General features: G+C 66.3%; 14 protein-coding genes. 11 read left to right on the top strand and 3 right to left on the bottom strand.

The genetic code is table 11. The features are described 5' to 3' along the window. Window positions 1-34: 34 nt before the first annotated feature. The 8 genes from argB to ACZYZ4_RS09510 all read left to right on the top strand — a co-directional run bounded on the left by argB (window position 35) and on the right by ACZYZ4_RS09510 (window position 8,056). A complete protein-coding gene (argB, locus tag ACZYZ4_RS09545) occupies window positions 35-994 on the top strand; it encodes an acetylglutamate kinase (protein WP_463860281.1) in 960 nt (319 codons plus the stop codon). After that, a complete protein-coding gene (locus ACZYZ4_RS09540) occupies window positions 991-2,334 on the top strand; it encodes an acetylornithine transaminase (protein ID WP_463860279.1) in 1,344 nt (447 codons plus the stop codon). Before argB ends, ACZYZ4_RS09540 begins: the two co-directional genes overlap by 4 nt. Beyond that, window positions 2,331-3,329, top strand: a complete 999-nt coding sequence (argF, locus tag ACZYZ4_RS09535) for an ornithine carbamoyltransferase (protein ID WP_463860277.1) — start codon at window positions 2,331-2,333, stop codon at window positions 3,327-3,329. The genes ACZYZ4_RS09540 and argF overlap by 4 nt, the downstream gene beginning before the upstream one ends. After that, a complete protein-coding gene (locus tag ACZYZ4_RS09530) occupies window positions 3,329-3,865 on the top strand; it encodes an arginine repressor (protein ID WP_463860275.1) in 537 nt (178 codons plus the stop codon). Before argF ends, ACZYZ4_RS09530 begins: the two co-directional genes overlap by 1 nt. A 108-nt stretch (window positions 3,866-3,973) precedes the next feature. Further along, the gene (locus ACZYZ4_RS09525; RefSeq protein WP_463860273.1) at window positions 3,974-5,179 is read left to right on the top strand and encodes an argininosuccinate synthase; all 1,206 of its coding nucleotides are present in this window, start codon (window positions 3,974-3,976) and stop codon (window positions 5,177-5,179) included. Continuing rightward, entirely contained in the window at window positions 5,176-6,633 is a 1,458-nt protein-coding gene (gene argH, locus ACZYZ4_RS09520) for an argininosuccinate lyase (protein ID WP_463860271.1), read from the top strand. The genes ACZYZ4_RS09525 and argH overlap by 4 nt, the downstream gene beginning before the upstream one ends. A gap of 91 nt (window positions 6,634-6,724) precedes the next feature. Continuing rightward, window positions 6,725-7,255: a pyridoxine/pyridoxamine 5'-phosphate oxidase gene (locus ACZYZ4_RS09515; protein WP_463860269.1), complete on the top strand. Its 531-nt coding sequence runs from the start codon at window positions 6,725-6,727 to the stop codon at window positions 7,253-7,255. Between the two features lie 36 nt (window positions 7,256-7,291). Beyond that, window positions 7,292-8,056, top strand: coding sequence for a maleylpyruvate isomerase family mycothiol-dependent enzyme (locus ACZYZ4_RS09510; RefSeq protein ID WP_463860267.1), 765 nt, complete (start codon window positions 7,292-7,294; stop codon window positions 8,054-8,056). Window positions 8,057-8,059: 3 nt separating this feature from the next. Here the strand turns inward: ACZYZ4_RS09510 and ACZYZ4_RS09505 are convergent, their stop codons facing one another. Together ACZYZ4_RS09505 and ACZYZ4_RS09500 are read right to left on the bottom strand one after the other, a co-directional pair. Beyond that, on the bottom strand, window positions 8,060-8,554 hold the full coding sequence (locus tag ACZYZ4_RS09505) for a methylated-DNA--[protein]-cysteine S-methyltransferase (RefSeq protein WP_463860265.1): 495 nt from the start codon (window positions 8,552-8,554) through the stop codon (window positions 8,060-8,062). Then, complete coding sequence (locus ACZYZ4_RS09500; RefSeq protein WP_463860263.1) at window positions 8,551-10,077, bottom strand: DNA-3-methyladenine glycosylase 2 family protein; 1,527 nt, start codon at window positions 10,075-10,077, stop codon at window positions 8,551-8,553. Before ACZYZ4_RS09500 ends, ACZYZ4_RS09505 begins: the two co-directional genes overlap by 4 nt. A gap of 79 nt (window positions 10,078-10,156) precedes the next feature. Here ACZYZ4_RS09500 and ACZYZ4_RS09495 point away from each other — a divergent pair, with 79 nt between their 5' ends. Further along, window positions 10,157-10,807, top strand: coding sequence for a DNA-3-methyladenine glycosylase (locus ACZYZ4_RS09495; RefSeq protein WP_463860261.1), 651 nt, complete (start codon window positions 10,157-10,159; stop codon window positions 10,805-10,807). On the opposite strand, the gene ACZYZ4_RS09490 is transcribed toward ACZYZ4_RS09495, so the two are convergent. Further along, a complete protein-coding gene (locus ACZYZ4_RS09490; protein WP_463860573.1) occupies window positions 10,777-11,247 on the bottom strand; it encodes a GNAT family N-acetyltransferase in 471 nt (156 codons plus the stop codon). The genes ACZYZ4_RS09495 and ACZYZ4_RS09490 overlap by 31 nt on opposite strands. 200 nt (window positions 11,248-11,447) lie before the next feature. Here ACZYZ4_RS09490 and ACZYZ4_RS09485 point away from each other — a divergent pair, with 200 nt between their 5' ends. Continuing rightward, entirely contained in the window at window positions 11,448-13,676 is a 2,229-nt protein-coding gene (locus tag ACZYZ4_RS09485; protein WP_463860259.1) for a HelD family protein, read from the top strand. 78 nt (window positions 13,677-13,754) lie between these two features. Then, window positions 13,755-15,068: a tyrosine--tRNA ligase gene (tyrS, locus tag ACZYZ4_RS09480; protein WP_463860257.1), complete on the top strand. Its 1,314-nt coding sequence runs from the start codon at window positions 13,755-13,757 to the stop codon at window positions 15,066-15,068. The last annotated feature ends 433 nt before the right edge of the window (window positions 15,069-15,501 follow it).

Below are 15,501 nucleotides of genomic sequence, written 5' to 3'. Positions count from 1 at the left end.
TAGATCCACCAGCAACCCTGGAGATACTGCACGCATGAATACCCAGACCCGTGAGACGACGTCCATGAGTGATGCCCAAAGCAAGGCTGGCACGCTGATCGAGGCGTTGCCCTGGATCCAACGGTTCGCCGGCACCACCATGGTGATCAAATATGGCGGCAACGCCATGGTTAATGACGAACTGCGCCGTGCCTTCGCCGAAGACGTGGTATTCCTGCACCATGTGGGCATCCACCCCGTGGTGGTCCACGGTGGCGGCCCGCAGATCAACTCCATGCTGGCGCGGCTGGGCATCGAGTCCGAGTTCAAAGGCGGCCTCCGCGTCACCACCCCCGAAGCCATGGACGTGGTCCGGATGGTCCTCACCGGCCAGGTGGGCCGCGAACTGGTGGGCCTGATCAACTCCCACGGCCCCTACGCCGTGGGAATGTCCGGCGAAGACGGCGGCCTGCTCCGTGCCGTCCGGACCGGCACTGTCATTGACGGCGAGGAAGTGGACCTGGGCCTGGTGGGCGAAGTCGTCGGCGTAAACCCGGAGGGCATCCTGGACATCCTGGCCGCGGGCCGCATCCCGGTCATCTCCACCGTGGCCCCGGAAATCGAGTCCTACGGCGTCGAGACCGCAGCCGGAGAGGTCCAGACAACAGGCCAGGTCCTGAACGTCAACGCGGATACTGCTGCGGCGGCCCTGGCCGAAGCGTTGGGGGCGTCCAAGCTGGTGATCCTCACTGACGTCGAAGGACTGTACGCCAGCTGGCCGGACCGGTCCTCGCTCATCTCCTCCCTGACGGCCTCGGAGCTGCGGCAGCTTTTGCCGTCGTTGGAATCCGGCATGATCCCCAAGATGGAAGCGTGCCTCAAGGCGATTGACGGCGGGGTGGAACGCGCGCACATCGTGGACGGCCGTTTGCCGCACTCGATGCTCCTGGAAACATTCACGACGGCGGGCATCGGCACGCAGGTCGTCCCTGATACAGAGGTGAACGCAGCATGACCCACACAGGACTAAGCCAGTCGGCTGAAGGCCGCAGCAGCGATGGGCGGCCGGGTGTGGTCGGGCACCGCGAAGCGGGCGGGGCCCCCATCGCTGCGGAGGCCGCCGCAAGCGCACTCGTTGGCCACACCAGTGGGGCTGACTGGCTGGCTCGCTACTCCACGTCCTTGATGGGCGTCTTTGGTACCCCGCAGCGGGTCCTGGTCCGCGGTGCCGGCTGCCTGGTCTGGGACGCCGACGGCAAGGAATACCTGGACCTGCTCGGCGGCATCGCCGTCAACGCCCTGGGCCACGCCCATCCATTTGTCACTTCCGTGATCTCCAGCCAGCTGGCCACCCTTGGCCATGTCTCCAACTTCTTCACAAGCCCCACCCAGATCGCACTGGCCGAAAAGCTGTTGGCACTGACGCACGCCCCGGCGGGCTCCAAGGTGTTCTTCACGAATTCCGGCACCGAAGCCAACGAAGCCGCCTTTAAGCTGGCACGGCGCAACGGAGCCAGCCCCGACGGCACCACGGGAAAGCGCACCAAGATCATAGCCCTGGAAGGTGCCTTCCACGGCCGCACCATGGGTGCCTTGGCCCTGACCGCCAAGGAAGCCTACCGAGCACCTTTCGAGCCGTTGCCCGGCGGCGTGGTCCACATCCCGTTCGGCGACGTTGACGCCCTCGAAGCCGCAGTCGACGAGACCGTGGCCGCCGTTTTCCTGGAGCCCATCCAGGGCGAAGCCGGAGTCCGGCCGCTGCCCCCGGGCTACCTGAAGGCAGCCCGCGAGGCGAGTACCAAAGCGGGAGCCCTGCTGATCCTGGACGAGGTCCAGACCGGAATCGGCCGGACCGGCAAATGGCTCGCGACGGAGGACGCCGGGATTGTTCCGGACGCCATCACCCTGGCAAAGGGCCTCGGCGGCGGCTTCCCCATCGGCGCGCTCCTGACGTTCGGTGAGCAGACGTCGTCGCTCCTGACCGCAGGCCAGCACGGCACCACCTTCGGCGGCAACCCGGTGGCGACGGCGGCCGCGCTGGCCACGCTGCACGCGATCGAAAGCCAGCGGGTACTGGAGAATGTTGCTGCCGTGGGGGACTACCTCCGCGCCGGACTCGCCGCCGTCGACGGCGTCACCGAAGTCCGCGGCGAAGGCCTGCTCATCGGCTTCGACCTGGATGCCGACGTGGCCCCCGCCGCCGTGACCGCCGGCCTTGACGCCGGCTTCATCGTCAACAGCCCCGGCCCGCGCACCATCCGGCTTGCCCCTCCGCTGGTCCTCACCAAGGACCAGGCAGGCACCTTCCTCGCCGCCCTCCCGGCAATCCTCCAGACAGCTAAGGACGCGCAGTGACCCCTGTAGCCAGCACCACCCGCCACTTCCTAAAGGACACAGACCTCAGCCCCGCTGAGCAGGCCGAGGTCCTGGACCTGGCCGTCCGCATGAAGGCCGCGCCCTACAGCGTGCAGCCATTCGCCGCGGAGGGCAACGGCCGCAAGACCGTAGCCGTGATCTTCGACAAAACCTCCACCCGTACCCGGGTCTCCTTCGCCACAGGCGTTGCCGACATGGGCGGCAACGCCCTGATCATCAACCCCGGCGAGGCACAGATCGGCCACAAGGAATCGGTGGAGGACACCGCGAAGGTCCTGGAACGCATGGTCTCCACTATTGTGTGGCGCACGGGCGCACACTCGGGCCTGGTAGTGATGGCGGAAAACTCCAGCGTGCCCGTGATCAACGCCCTGTGCGACGACTACCATCCCTGCCAGCTCCTCGCGGACCTGCTCGCGGTCAAGGAGCACAAGGGCGAACTCAAGGGCCTCACCATGAGCTACCTTGGCGATGCCGCCAACAATATGGCCAATTCCTACCTGCTGGCGGGCGTCACCGCCGGGATGCACGTCCGCATCGCCGGACCGGTTGGCTACCTCCCGGCTGCAGAGATCGTAGCCGCGGCCGAGGAACGAGCTGCCCAGACCGGCGGTTCCGTGCTGATCACCACCGACGCCGCCGAGGCCCTCAAGGGCGCCGACGTCGTGGCCACGGACACCTGGGTGTCCATGGGCCAGGAAGCCGAAAAGGAAGCCCGGATGCAGCTGTTCCGGGAGTACTCCGTGGATGAGGCGGCCATGGCACACGCGGCGGATGACGCCGTCGTGCTTCACTGCCTGCCCGCGTACCGCGGCTACGAGATTTCGGCGGGCGTCATCGACGGCCCGCAGTCGATCGTCTGGGACGAGGCCGAGAACCGGCTGCACGCGCAGAAGGCCCTGATGGCCTGGCTCATGCACCGCTCGGGCCTGGCCGTGGTTGACGGACTGCAGCCCGTGGAGGTTGGCAACTAGTGTCCGTTCCGCCGGCAGCGCCGGGCTCCAGCCCGGCCACCAAAACGGCCCGCCAGGCGCGCATCGCCGCCATCCTGACGGGTGAATCGGTGCGTTCCCAGGCGGAGCTGGCCGCTTTGCTGGCGGACGACGGCGTCCAGGTCACCCAGGCCACGCTGTCCCGGGACCTCGTGGAACTCGGCGCCGTCCGGGTCCGCGGCAAGGAAGGCGTGCTGGTTTACGCCGTCCCCGGCGAGGGCGGCGAACGGGCGGCCAAGAGCGGGGTCAGCCAGGAGATCCTGGATGCCCGGCTTGCCCGGCTGTGCAGCGAGCTCCTGGTCACGGCGGAGGCCTCGGCCAACATCGCGGTGCTCCGGACCCCGCCCGGTGCAGCCAACTTCCTGGCACTGGCCATCGACCACTCGGTGATGCCCTCCATCCTGGGGACGATTGCCGGTGACGACACCGTGCTGCTGGTCTCCCGGGATCCGCAGGGCGGGCAGGGCCTCGCGGTCCGGTTCCTGCAGCTCGCCGAGGAAGCCGGCGGCAGCCAGTAACAGCGCACGCCGCCAGAACACCTTCCCGGTGTGACAGGCTTTCCCGAGAACGTTGTTCCCTGAAGAATTTCCCGACAATATCTACAACCCCCAATTAGGAGCATTTTCGTGACTGAGCGTATTGTTCTGGCCTACTCCGGTGGCCTCGATACTTCCGTAGCCATCGGCTGGATCGGTGAAGCCACCGGTGCCGAGGTCATCGCCGTGGCGGTCGACGTCGGACAGGGCGGTGAGTCCCTGGAGACCATCCGCCAGCGTGCACTGGGCTGCGGCGCCGTCGAGGCATACGTGGCCGACGCGTCCGACGAGTTCGCTGACGAATACTGCATGCCCACGCTGAAGGCCAACGCCCTCTACCAGGGCCACTACCCGCTGGTTTCGGCCATCTCCCGGCCGGTGATCGTCAAGCACCTGGTCAAGGCCGCCCGTGAATTCGGCGCCACCACCGTGGCCCACGGATGCACCGGCAAGGGCAACGACCAGGTCCGCTTCGAGGTGGGCATCCAGACCCTCGGCCCGGATCTGAAGTGCATCGCCCCCGTCCGCGACCTCGCCCTGACCCGCGACAAGGCCATTGCCTTCGCCGAGGAAAAGGGACTGCCGATCGAGACCACCAAGAAGAACCCGTACTCGATCGACCAGAACGTCTGGGGACGCGCCGTCGAAACCGGTTACCTCGAGGACATCTGGAACGCGCCCACCAAGGACATCTACGACTACACCGCGACGCCGGAGTTCCCGCCGGCCCCGGATGAGGTCACCATTTCCTTCGAAGCGGGCGTGCCGGTAGCGATCGACGGCGTCCGGGTCACCCCGCTGCAGGCCATCAAGGAACTGAACCGCCGTGCCGGCGCCCAGGGTGTGGGCCGCATCGACGTCGTGGAGGACCGCCTCGTGGGCATCAAGTCCCGCGAAATCTACGAAGCCCCGGGTGCCATGGCGCTGATCACTGCGCACAAGCACCTTGAGGACATCACGATCGAGCGCGAGCAGGCCCGCTTCAAGGCCTCTGTTGGCCAGCGCTGGGCCGAACTGGTCTACGACGGCCAGTGGTTCTCACCGCTCAAGCGCTCGCTGGACGCGTTCATCGAAGACACCCAGAAGTACGTCACCGGTGACATCCGCATGGTGCTGCACGGTGGACAGGCGATCGTCAATGGACGCCGTTCCGAGACCTCGCTCTACGACTTCGACCTCGCCACCTACGACACCGGCGACACGTTCGACCAGTCCATGGCGCGCGGTTTCATCGAACTGTGGGGCATGTCCGCCAAGGTTGCCTCCGGCCGCGATATCCGCGTCGCAGGAAAGTGAATCAGCGTCCGGGGACGACCCCGGTTTCGACAGGCTCAACCACCGGCTCGACGAACACCGGCGCACTGTGGGGCGGCCGGTTCGCCGGCGGCCCCGCGGATGCCCTCGCGGCTCTGAGCAAGTCCACGCACTTTGACTGGCGGCTGGCCCGCTACGACATCGCCGGCTCCAAAGCGCACGCCCGCGTGCTGCACAAGGCCGGGCTGCTGGACGACGCCGAGCTAGAAGGGATGCTCGACGCCCTAAGCCGGCTGGATGACGACGTCGCCTCCGGCGCGTATCTTCCGGCGGAGTCCGATGAGGACGTGCACGGGTCACTGGAACGCGGCCTGATCGAGCGCGCCGGCTCCCAGCTGGGCGGCAAGCTCCGCGCCGGCCGGTCCCGCAACGACCAGGTGGCCACGCTGGGCCGTATGTTCCTGCGTGACCACGCCCGGATCATTGCGCGCGGCGTGCTGGCAACCATCGAGGCCCTGGTGGACCAGGCCAAGGCCCACCACGGCGTGGCCATGCCCGGCCGCACTCACCTGCAGCATGCCCAGCCCATCCTGCTCAGCCACCACCTGCTGGCCCATGCCTGGGCGCTGCTGCGCGATGTGCAGAGGCTCCAGGACTGGGACAAGCGCGCAGGGGTCTCGCCTTACGGCTCCGGTGCCCTCGCGGGCTCGTCACTGGGCCTCGACCCGGAGGCCGTCGCTGCGGACCTTGGGTTCTTCTCCGCCACCCACAACTCGATCGACGGCACCGCCTCCCGCGATGTCTTCGCCGAGTTTGCGTGGGTTACGGCCATGATCGGCGTGGACCTGTCCCGCGTCTCGGAGGAAGTCATCCTGTGGGCCACGAAGGAGTTCTCCTTTGTGACCCTGCACGATTCCTACTCCACCGGTTCCTCGATCATGCCGCAGAAGAAGAACCCGGACGTGGCCGAACTGGCCCGCGGCAAGGCGGGGCGCCTGATCGGCAACCTGACCGGGCTGCTGGCCACGCTCAAGGGCCTGCCGCTCGCGTACAACCGCGACCTGCAGGAGGACAAGGAACCGGTCTTCGACGCCGCCGACACCCTGGAGCTGCTGCTCCCGGCTGTCTCGGGCATGATCGCGACGCTGAAGTTCAACACGGAACGGATGGAGTCGCTGGCACCGCAGGGCTTCGCGCTTGCCACGGACATCGCCGAATGGCTGGTCCGCCAGGGCGTCCCGTTCCGCGAGGCACACGAGCTGTCCGGAGCGGCCGTGAAGCAGGCCGAAAGCCGCGACGTGGAGCTGTGGGACCTGACCGATGAGGAGTACGCCGCCATCTCGGAGCACCTGACTCCGGAGGTCCGCGCGGTCCTGTCCACCGAAGGCTCGCTCAAGAGCCGCAACTCCCAGGGCGGCACCGCACCCGCCGCCGTCGAACGCCAACTGCTTGCCCTCGAAGTCGAGCTTGCCGGCGTGCGCGGGTACGCCGGGTAGTCGTTCCCTTCTGCGCGAGATGGCATTTCACGGCAATGTTTTTCGAAACAACTGCCGTGAAATGCCATCTCGCTGCGTTTAAAGTGGGGGAATGAGCGATGCCTTCCGCAGCCACCTGCGCGCCCTGCCGGACTTCCCCGAAAACCTGCCAGACTTCGACCCGGCCAAAGCGCCGCCAGACCCAGTGGCGTTATTCAAGCTATGGCTGGATGAGGCCCTCGCTGCCGGTGTGTTGCAACCGCATGCCTGCAGCCTGGCCACGGCGGACGGAAACGGCCAGCCCTCTGCCAGGCTGCTGATCCTGAAGAACATCGACGACGACGGCTGGCACTTCGCTACGTCCCGTACGTCCCGGAAGGGCAGGGAGCTGTCCGTCAACCCGCGCGCGGCCCTGAACTTCTTCTGGCCGCAGCAGGGCCGGCAGGTCCGGGTCGCCGGCCCGGTGGTTGAGCTGTCCGCTGAAGCGTCGGCGGACGACTGGCAGGCGCGCCCGGCAGCTGATGGCAGCGATAATCCGGACTGGCAGCTCTACGCGATTAGGCCGACGGAACTGGAGTTCTGGCAGGCCCGCCACGACCACCGGCACATTCGGCACCGCTATGGACCGGACCAGCTGAGTTAATCCCGGTTAGCCCGGAGGCTCGGCTAGGATGGCGCCATGACCGCAATTACCCCAGAGAAACTGCTGGAAGAACTCCGCCGCGCCGCCGACGTTGTGGCCGGAATCACCGCGAAACTGACCGAACAGGACGTCAAGGCGCCCTCGGAACTGCCTGGCTGGACCCGGGGCCACGTCCTGGCGCATGTCGCCGGCATTGCCAACGCGATGGCCCGCCAGCTCGAATACGCCGCCCGCGGTGAAAGCATCGAGCTGTACGACGGCGGCTTCGAGGGCCGCACCCGGGCGATCGAGCTGGCCGCCGGACACAGCCCGTCGGAGCACCGGGCCGACGTGGACGCGGCCCTGGACCGGGCCCTTCGCGCCTTCGGCGCGCTCGATGCCGCGGGCTGGAACCGGCCCATCACCTACCGCGGAGGAGTGGTCTTCGACGGCGGCCTCGCGCTGTGGCGGGAACTGGTGATCCACACGGCGGACCTGGGTGCGGGCCTCGGCCCCGAGACGTGGAGCCGGAAATTCTGCGAGCACCTCTTCGACTTCCTGGCGGCCCGCGTGCCGCCGGGGGACAAACTGGTGCTGCAGCCACTTGGGCTTCCGCCCGTGACCCTTGGCGCCGGCCGCTCCACCGTCATCAGCGGCATGATCACCGACATCGCTGCCTGGCTGGCCGGCCGTGAACCGTCGCTCGGCAGCCTGCGTGCCTCAGCCGCCGCGGACGGCGTGGACCTCCCGGAACTGCTGCCCTGGCCATCCGGGACACCCGCTGCTGGAGCCACGCCATCTGGGACACACGCAGCGCGGTAGCCCCTATCCGGCTTCGCGGGCCAGCAGGCTCTCCTTGATGGCCAGGCCCCAGCGGAAACCGCCCAGGGAACCGTCGGTGCGGATGACGCGGTGGCACGGAACAAACAAGGCTGCCGCGTTGAAGGCACAGGCGCTGGCCGCGGCCCGGACCGCTTTCGGGTTTCCGGAAAGTTCGGCGTATTCGGTGTACGTCACCGGTGACCCGGGACGCACGGTCCTCAATACATCCCAGGCATGGGACCGGAAGGAACCCGACTTCTGCCGTACGGGGACGGCCATGGCGGGCGCGGGGTCGCCGGCATAAAAGGCGTCAACAGCCCTGGAAATGGGGCCGAGGTCCGCGGCGGCCTCAATGTCTCCGGGCCGCAGCTCGGGGTGGATCTGGCCAGTCAGCTCATCCGGCTCGGCGGTCCAGCCCGAGGCGAGGACTACGCCGTCCTGGGCAAGGATGGTGAACGGACCGTCCGGCGTGGACATCACTAACAGCTGGGCTTTCATAGCATCGCTTTCTCTGGAACGGCTTGTACACGTTTGGGGGATTTGGGCGCCGCGGCGGCGCGCCACAGGTGCATGGTGGCGTAGGACCGCCACGGGCTGACCTTCCGGAAGTCCGGGCTGGGCACCACGCCAGGCGAGTCAGCGCCGCGGCCATCTTGGCTGTTGAGGGCTGGGGCGAGCGCCCTGATGCCGTTTCGCACCGCGGCGTCGTTGGCCAGGAAGACGTCCGGGGCACCGAGCACGCGCATTGCCACGTAGCCGACGGTCCACGGGCCCACGCCGGGAAGGGGAAGCAGCTTGGCGCCGAGCCCGGGCAGATCGTCCCCGTAGCCAAAATCCAATTGGCCGCCAGCGAGGGCCGACGCGGCAGAACGGATGGCGTCAATCCGGCGTTGCGGACCGCGCAGCAGCGAGTAGCCGGCCTCGGCGATTTCGGCCGCCGTGGGAAACAGCCGGTCAAGCCCCTCGCCGGGGACCGCGCTGGCACTGCCGGCGGCGGCCAGTTGCGTCAGTGCGGTCCGGGCCGCAGCCACCGTGATTTGCTGCCCGATCATCGCCCGGATGAGCAGCTCCTGCGGGTCCAGTGCGCCGGGCATCCTGATGCCCGGGGCACTGGCAACCGAAGCGGCCAGGCGGGGCTCCTGCGACAGGGCAATGTCGATGGCTACAGGATCGGCGTCAAGATCGAAGAGCCGGCGTACCCTGCTCAGCAGGGCGGGCAGGTCCCGGAGGGCCACCGCGCCGATGGTGAGGGTCAACGGCCGTCCGCGATCGCCGTCGTCGTACGTCACGCTGAAGCGGGCATCACCATGCGGAAGCTGCAAAGTACGGGCGTACGACGTCGGCGTCCCCGCCTCGATCCCGGGGATCGCCCTGACAGCGAGGAAGGAAAAGATGCCGGGATCGAACGGTTCGCGGTAAGGCAGGCTCAACGTCAGCGACGTCGCGGCGGCGGGGGAGCGGTGGTGCCTGGCGGTCGCGCGCAGGGCAGTGGGAGTCATGGCGAACACCTCCACCATGGTGTCGTTGAACTGGCGGACGCTGCTGAATCCGGACGCGAACGCGATGTCTGCCAGCTTCATCGCCGTGGACACCAACAGCGTGCGGGCGGTCTGGGCGCGGCTGGCCCGGGCCAGGGCGAGCGGACCGGCGCCGAGTTCGTGGCTGAGGATACGGTTGAGCTGGCGGGAGGAATATCCCAGCCGGGCGGCGAGGCCCTCCACCCCATCCCGGTTGATCACGCCGTCGTTGATCAGGCGCATCGCGCGGCCCGCCAGGTCCTGCCGGATGTTCCACGCAGGAGTGCCGGGCACCGCCTCGGGGAGGCAGCGCTTGCACGCCCGGTAGCCGGCGTCGTGGGCTGCGGCTGATGTTTCGTAGAAGGTGACGTTGACCGCTTTCGGGGTCCTGGCGGGGCAGGACGGACGGCAGTAGATGCCGGTGGTCCGGACAGCGGTGTAGAACTGCCCGTCGAACCGGGTGTCCCGCGCGTCAATCGCTCGGTAGCGCTGCCAGAAGTCCATGCCCTCCATCCTGCCAGCCAGCGACCGGGTCTGCTAGCGGAAATCAGACACTGTCGTGGGCGTTGGGTAGAGTCGGACCATGACCGTCAGCAGCAGCCCCGCCAGCCCGGAGCGGCTCCGTGAACTGCTGTCGGGCGACGCACGGAGGGTCGCTCCGCAACTGCTGGGATCCGTCCTGACCCACCACAGCCACGAGGGAACGGTGGCTGTGCGGATCACCGAAGTGGAGGCGTACATGGGTCCTGGCGACTCGTCGCATCCGGATCCCGGCTCCCACACTTTCCGTGGACCCACGGCGCGCAACGCTCCCATGTTCGGCCCGGCCGGCCATCTCTACGTCTATTTCACGTATGGCATGCACTACTGCGCCAACATCGTCTGTGGCCCTGCGGGCACCGCGTCTGCCGTCCTGCTGCGGGCGGGCGAGGTGGTGGAGGGGCAGCGCCTCGCGCTGGTGCGGCGTCCGACGTCGAAATCGGCCCTCGACCTGGCGAGCGGCCCGGCCCGGCTGGCCACCACCCTGGCCCTCACCACTGCCGACAGCGGACGGGATGCGCTGGCTGACCCCTTCGAACTGCGGCTGCCTTCCGTTTCTGCCACCGAATTCATGTCCGGGCCGAGGGTAGGCGTCTCCGGCGACGGCGGCTCCGCGACGTATCCCTGGCGCTTCTGGCTGCCAGGCGATCCCACGGTGTCCCGCTACAAGGCGGCGAAGGTGCGCCGGGCATAGTCCGTCCCGCCCGGGTGGTCTCCCGCCAGTGCGAACGGCGCCAGCCGGCGCTGGATTCGCTGCTGCACCGCAGGCCATTCCTGCCCCAGGATCGAGTAGACCGCGGAATCCGCACGTGTGCCCTCAGGCGCCAGACGGTGGCTGCGCAGCACGCCCTCGAACGTTGCCCCCAGCCGTTCGATTGCTGCGGCACTGCGCACATTGCGTGCATCGCAGCGGAACGCAACCCGCTGCACTTGGAGGACTTCGAACGCAAAGGCGAGCAAGGCGTGCTTGCTGGCGGGATTTACGTGAGTGCCCCAGAATTGCCGTCCAAAGAAGGTGCCGCCCACTTCCACGCGATGCTGGGCGGCCTCGAAGGCTTTCAGGGCGGTGGTGCCCAGGAGGGCCCCGGTCCGCTGGTCCGTCACGGCGAAGGCCAGGCTGGTTGGGTCCTCAATCCTGGCCGCAAAGCCCGTATCCGGTCAGGACGCTCTTGTGGTGCATCGCAGTATTGAATCACTCACGGGGCGGCGCAGCTACTGATGTGTGCGGCCTGAAGGTGAACATTGGGTGACTTCCGGGGCAGGGGACCGGCCGGCGCGTTAGCGGAAATGGTTGTAGAATGGACGGTCTGTCTTTTGCGATAGGGGAACGTTTAATGCTCGACGCCGATTTGGCCCACGAACGGGACTATGTTGCCGGCCTGTATGCGCGGCTGGAAGAGCTCCGCACGGAAAAGCGCCTGCAGTTGGCACAGGTCCGCCGGGCCGGTGCCGTGGGCACCATGCAGAATGTTTCCGAACGGGACGCCTTCGCCGCGCTCTACGAGGACCGCCTCGCGCAGCTCGACGCCGTCGATGACCGCTTGGTCTTCGGCCGCCTCGACCTGGATTCCGGTGAGGCCCAGTACATTGGGCGAATCGGCCTGACCACCGATGACCTCCAGCGGCTCATGGTGGACTGGCGCGCGCCCGAGGCCGGCCACTTCTATCAGGCAACGGCGTTTGACCGGCAGGGCGTCCGCCGCCGGCGGCACCTGGTTCTGCAAGGCCGGGAAGTCAAGGCCATAGAGGATGACGTCCTTGATGCGGACATGCTCGCGGACGACGCATCACTGCAGGGTGAAGGAGCACTGCTGGCCGCCCTGGACTCCAAGCGCACCGGCCGGATGTCCGACATCGTCGGCACCATCCAGTCCGAGCAGGACCGCATCATCCGGTCCTCCATTTCCGGAGCCCTCGTGGTGCAGGGTGGTCCCGGAACCGGTAAAACTGCTGTGGCACTGCACCGGGCCGCGTACCTGCTTTACACGCACCGGGAACGGCTGAAGACCGCCGGTGTGCTGCTGGTGGGCCCGTCGTCGTCGTTCATGAAGTACATCGAACGTGTTCTTCCCTCGCTCGGTGAGACCGGTGTGGTCATGGCCAGCGTGGGTCGACTGATGCCCGGAATCAAGGGGGTAGCTGAACCCGAGGCAGAGGTCGCGGCCATCAAGGGGCGGCTGGACATGGTGAAGGTTGTGGCCAATGCGGTGGCGAACCGGCAGCGGATCCCTGCCGAAGACCGCGTCCTGGACGTCGACGGCCGCAAGCTGGTGCTGACGCGGCGGCAGGTAAGCCGTGCGCGCGAACGTGCCCGGTCCACCGGCAAGCCCCACAACGAGGCACGCCTGACGTTTATCAAAATTCTGCTCCGCGAGCTGACCGAGCAGCTGACCGATCTTGTGGAGGCCGGGAGCATCGGCAACAATGCCGACCGCTCGTATCTGGCCGAAGATGTCCGCACGGCCCGCGACGTCCGGACCGTCCTGAACCTGTGCTGGATGCCGATGACTCCGGAGAAGCTGATCACCGAGCTTCTGAGCAAACCCACAGTACTGGCGTCCTGCACACCGCATCTGTCCCTTAAGGAGCAGTCGCTGCTGCTGCGCCCCGCTGATGCTCCCTGGACCGAGGCTGATGTCCCGCTGTTGGACGAAGCCGCCGAGCTCCTTGGCGAACTGGACCCGGCGGCCGGACGTGGACTTGCACAGCAGGAGCACGACCGCGCCCGGGACCTTGCCAACGCCAAGCAGACGCTGGTGAACATGGGGGACATGGGTGTCGATGTCCTCATCACCGCCGAGGAACTCGCCGATCAGAACCAGGAGCGCGAGAATCGCCTGACCGCCGCCGAGCGCGCCACCAGCGACCGCACGTGGGCATTCGGCCACATCGTGGTGGATGAGGCGCAGGAGCTTTCGCCGATGCAATGGCGCCTGCTGGTCCGCCGTTGCCCGCTGAAATCCTTCACCATCGTGGGCGATATCGCGCAGACCAGTTCTGTTGCCGGTGCCAACTCCTGGCAGGGGGCCCTGGCACCCATGTTCGGTGACCGCTGGCAGCTGGAGGAGCTGACAGTCAACTACCGGACACCCTCCCAGATCGCCGAAGCCGCGGCCCGCATGGCCAACGCCGCCGGACTCGTGGTTTCCGCGCCGAAGGCCGTCCGCGAGGGGCGCTGGGCCCCTGTCATCGACAAGGTTGACCACGGACAGGTGGTGAGCCGTTTGGTGGAGGTGCTCCCCGAGGAACTGGCAGCGCTCGACGGCGGCCTCCTGGCAGTGATTGCCGACGGTGACCTTCTGCCCGCAGCAACGTCAGCCCTTCGTGCCGTGTACGGCCGGCGCATCGGCAACGGGGCAGGCAGCTACGAACAGGACATCGTGGTCATCAGCCCGCGCGAAGCCAAGGGCCTGGAGTTCGACGGCGTTGTGGTCCTCGAGCCGTCCGTCATGCTCAACCACGAGCACGGCCGCGTGGGCGATTTGTATGTCGCCATGACTCGGCCCACGCAGCGGCTCAGGCTGATTGCCGCGGAAGGTATTCCGGCCGGCATAGAAGGCTGAGCCGGTCCGCTTGCCCCTTGACGCCCGGCGCCGTTCATTTCGGCGCCGGGCGTCGCCGATCCTGCTAACTTAGAAGTCGTGTCAGAACTCAACGATCTCGAATCCCAGCAGAACGACCCCGCCTTCGCCAATGTCTGGCAGGAACTGAAGTGGCGCGGCCTGGTCCACGTCTCCACTGATGAAGAGGAACTGGAAAAGCTCCTCGCCGGTGATCCGATCACCTATTACTGCGGATTCGACCCCACCGCGCCGAGCCTGCACCTGGGAAACCTGGTCCAACTCCTCGTTATGCGCCGGCTGCAGCTCGCTGGGCATAAGCCGCTGGGCCTGGTGGGCGGATCCACGGGACTGATCGGCGATCCGCGGCCCACCGCCGAGCGAACGCTGAACACCAAGGACACCGTCAATGAATGGGTGGGCTACCTGCAGGCCCAGGTCCGCCGATTCCTCAGCTTCGATGGCCCCAGCGCCGCCCGTATGGTCAACAACCTCGACTGGACCGCGCCGTTGAGCGCCATTGACTTCCTGCGCGAGATCGGAAAGCACTACCGGGTCGGCACCATGCTTCGCAAGGATGCTGTCGCTTCCCGCCTCAGTTCGGACGAGGGCATCAGCTACACGGAATTCAGCTACCAAATCCTGCAGGGCATGGACTACCTCCAGCTGTTCCGCGACTACAGCTGCATGCTGCAGACCGGCGGCTCGGACCAGTGGGGCAACCTCACCAGCGGCACTGAACTCATCCGCAAGGTTGAGGGTAAGAGTGTGCACGCCCTGGGCACGCCGCTGATCACAAACTCCGACGGCACCAAGTTCGGCAAGAGCGAAGGCAACGCCATCTGGCTTGATGCCGGCATGTGCAGCCCGTACGCCTTCTACCAGTTCTGGCTGAACACCGCCGACTCTGATGTGGTGGACCGGCTTAAGGTCTTCACCTTCCTGAACCGCGCGGAGATCGAAACGCTTGAAGCGGCTGTGGCCGAGCGTCCCTTCGCACGGGAAGGCCAGCGGAAGCTGGCTTTCGAAGTGACTTCCCTGGTCCACGGTGCGGAGGCCACGGAGAAAGTCATCGCGGCATCTGCTGCCCTCTTTGGCAACGGTGACCTGTCCGCCCTGGACCGACTGACGCTGGAAGCAGCCACGTCAGAGCTTCCGTCCGCCCGCATCCAGGTGGATGGCCTCGGGATCATCGACCTCCTGGTGGCATCTGGCCTGTCGGAGAGCAAATCCGCGGCACGGCGGACTGTCGGCGAAGGCGGCGCCTATGTAAACAACGAGAAGGTGTCCGACCCGGAAGCTGTCATCTCCGAGTCGGAGCTGCTGCATGGCCAGTACCTGCTCCTGCGCCGCGGCAAGAAGAATCTCGCGACTGTCGAAGTCTTGGTTCCTTAGCCTTCCCAAGCTCCTATTCACGCTCCTCCGCAGCCGATTTGCACGGCCGCGGGGGAGCGTGTATTGTTTTCTGAGTCGCCGCCGCTGAGTGGCGACAAACCCCCTTCACAAGAGAAGCAATTCATCGTGTGCAAAGCACGAAAATGATGAAAAGCTTCACTTTTTGATGGGCGGATTCGTTCCACAGAGTGAATATCGGAAAAATAACCCGGATTTGCAAAGTGAATAAGAATGAAATAAGCTATAAACATCGCAGCGAAGAAAAGCGAAACATAAAAAATTCATTTGAATATGAATTTGTTTCGGGAATTATTCGAATGTGTCTGTTGTTTGAGAACTCAATAGTGTGCCAAGTTTGTTGATACCAATTTATTGTATTGAATTGGTTGAATTGACTGGATTATGCCACCCCGTGGTGTGGTCTGGTTTTTAC

It is taken from the genome of Pseudarthrobacter adonitolis, from assembly GCF_055412845.1.
The sequence above is the reverse complement of the archived record's forward strand: the minus strand, read 5'-3'. Positions and strand labels throughout refer to the sequence as shown.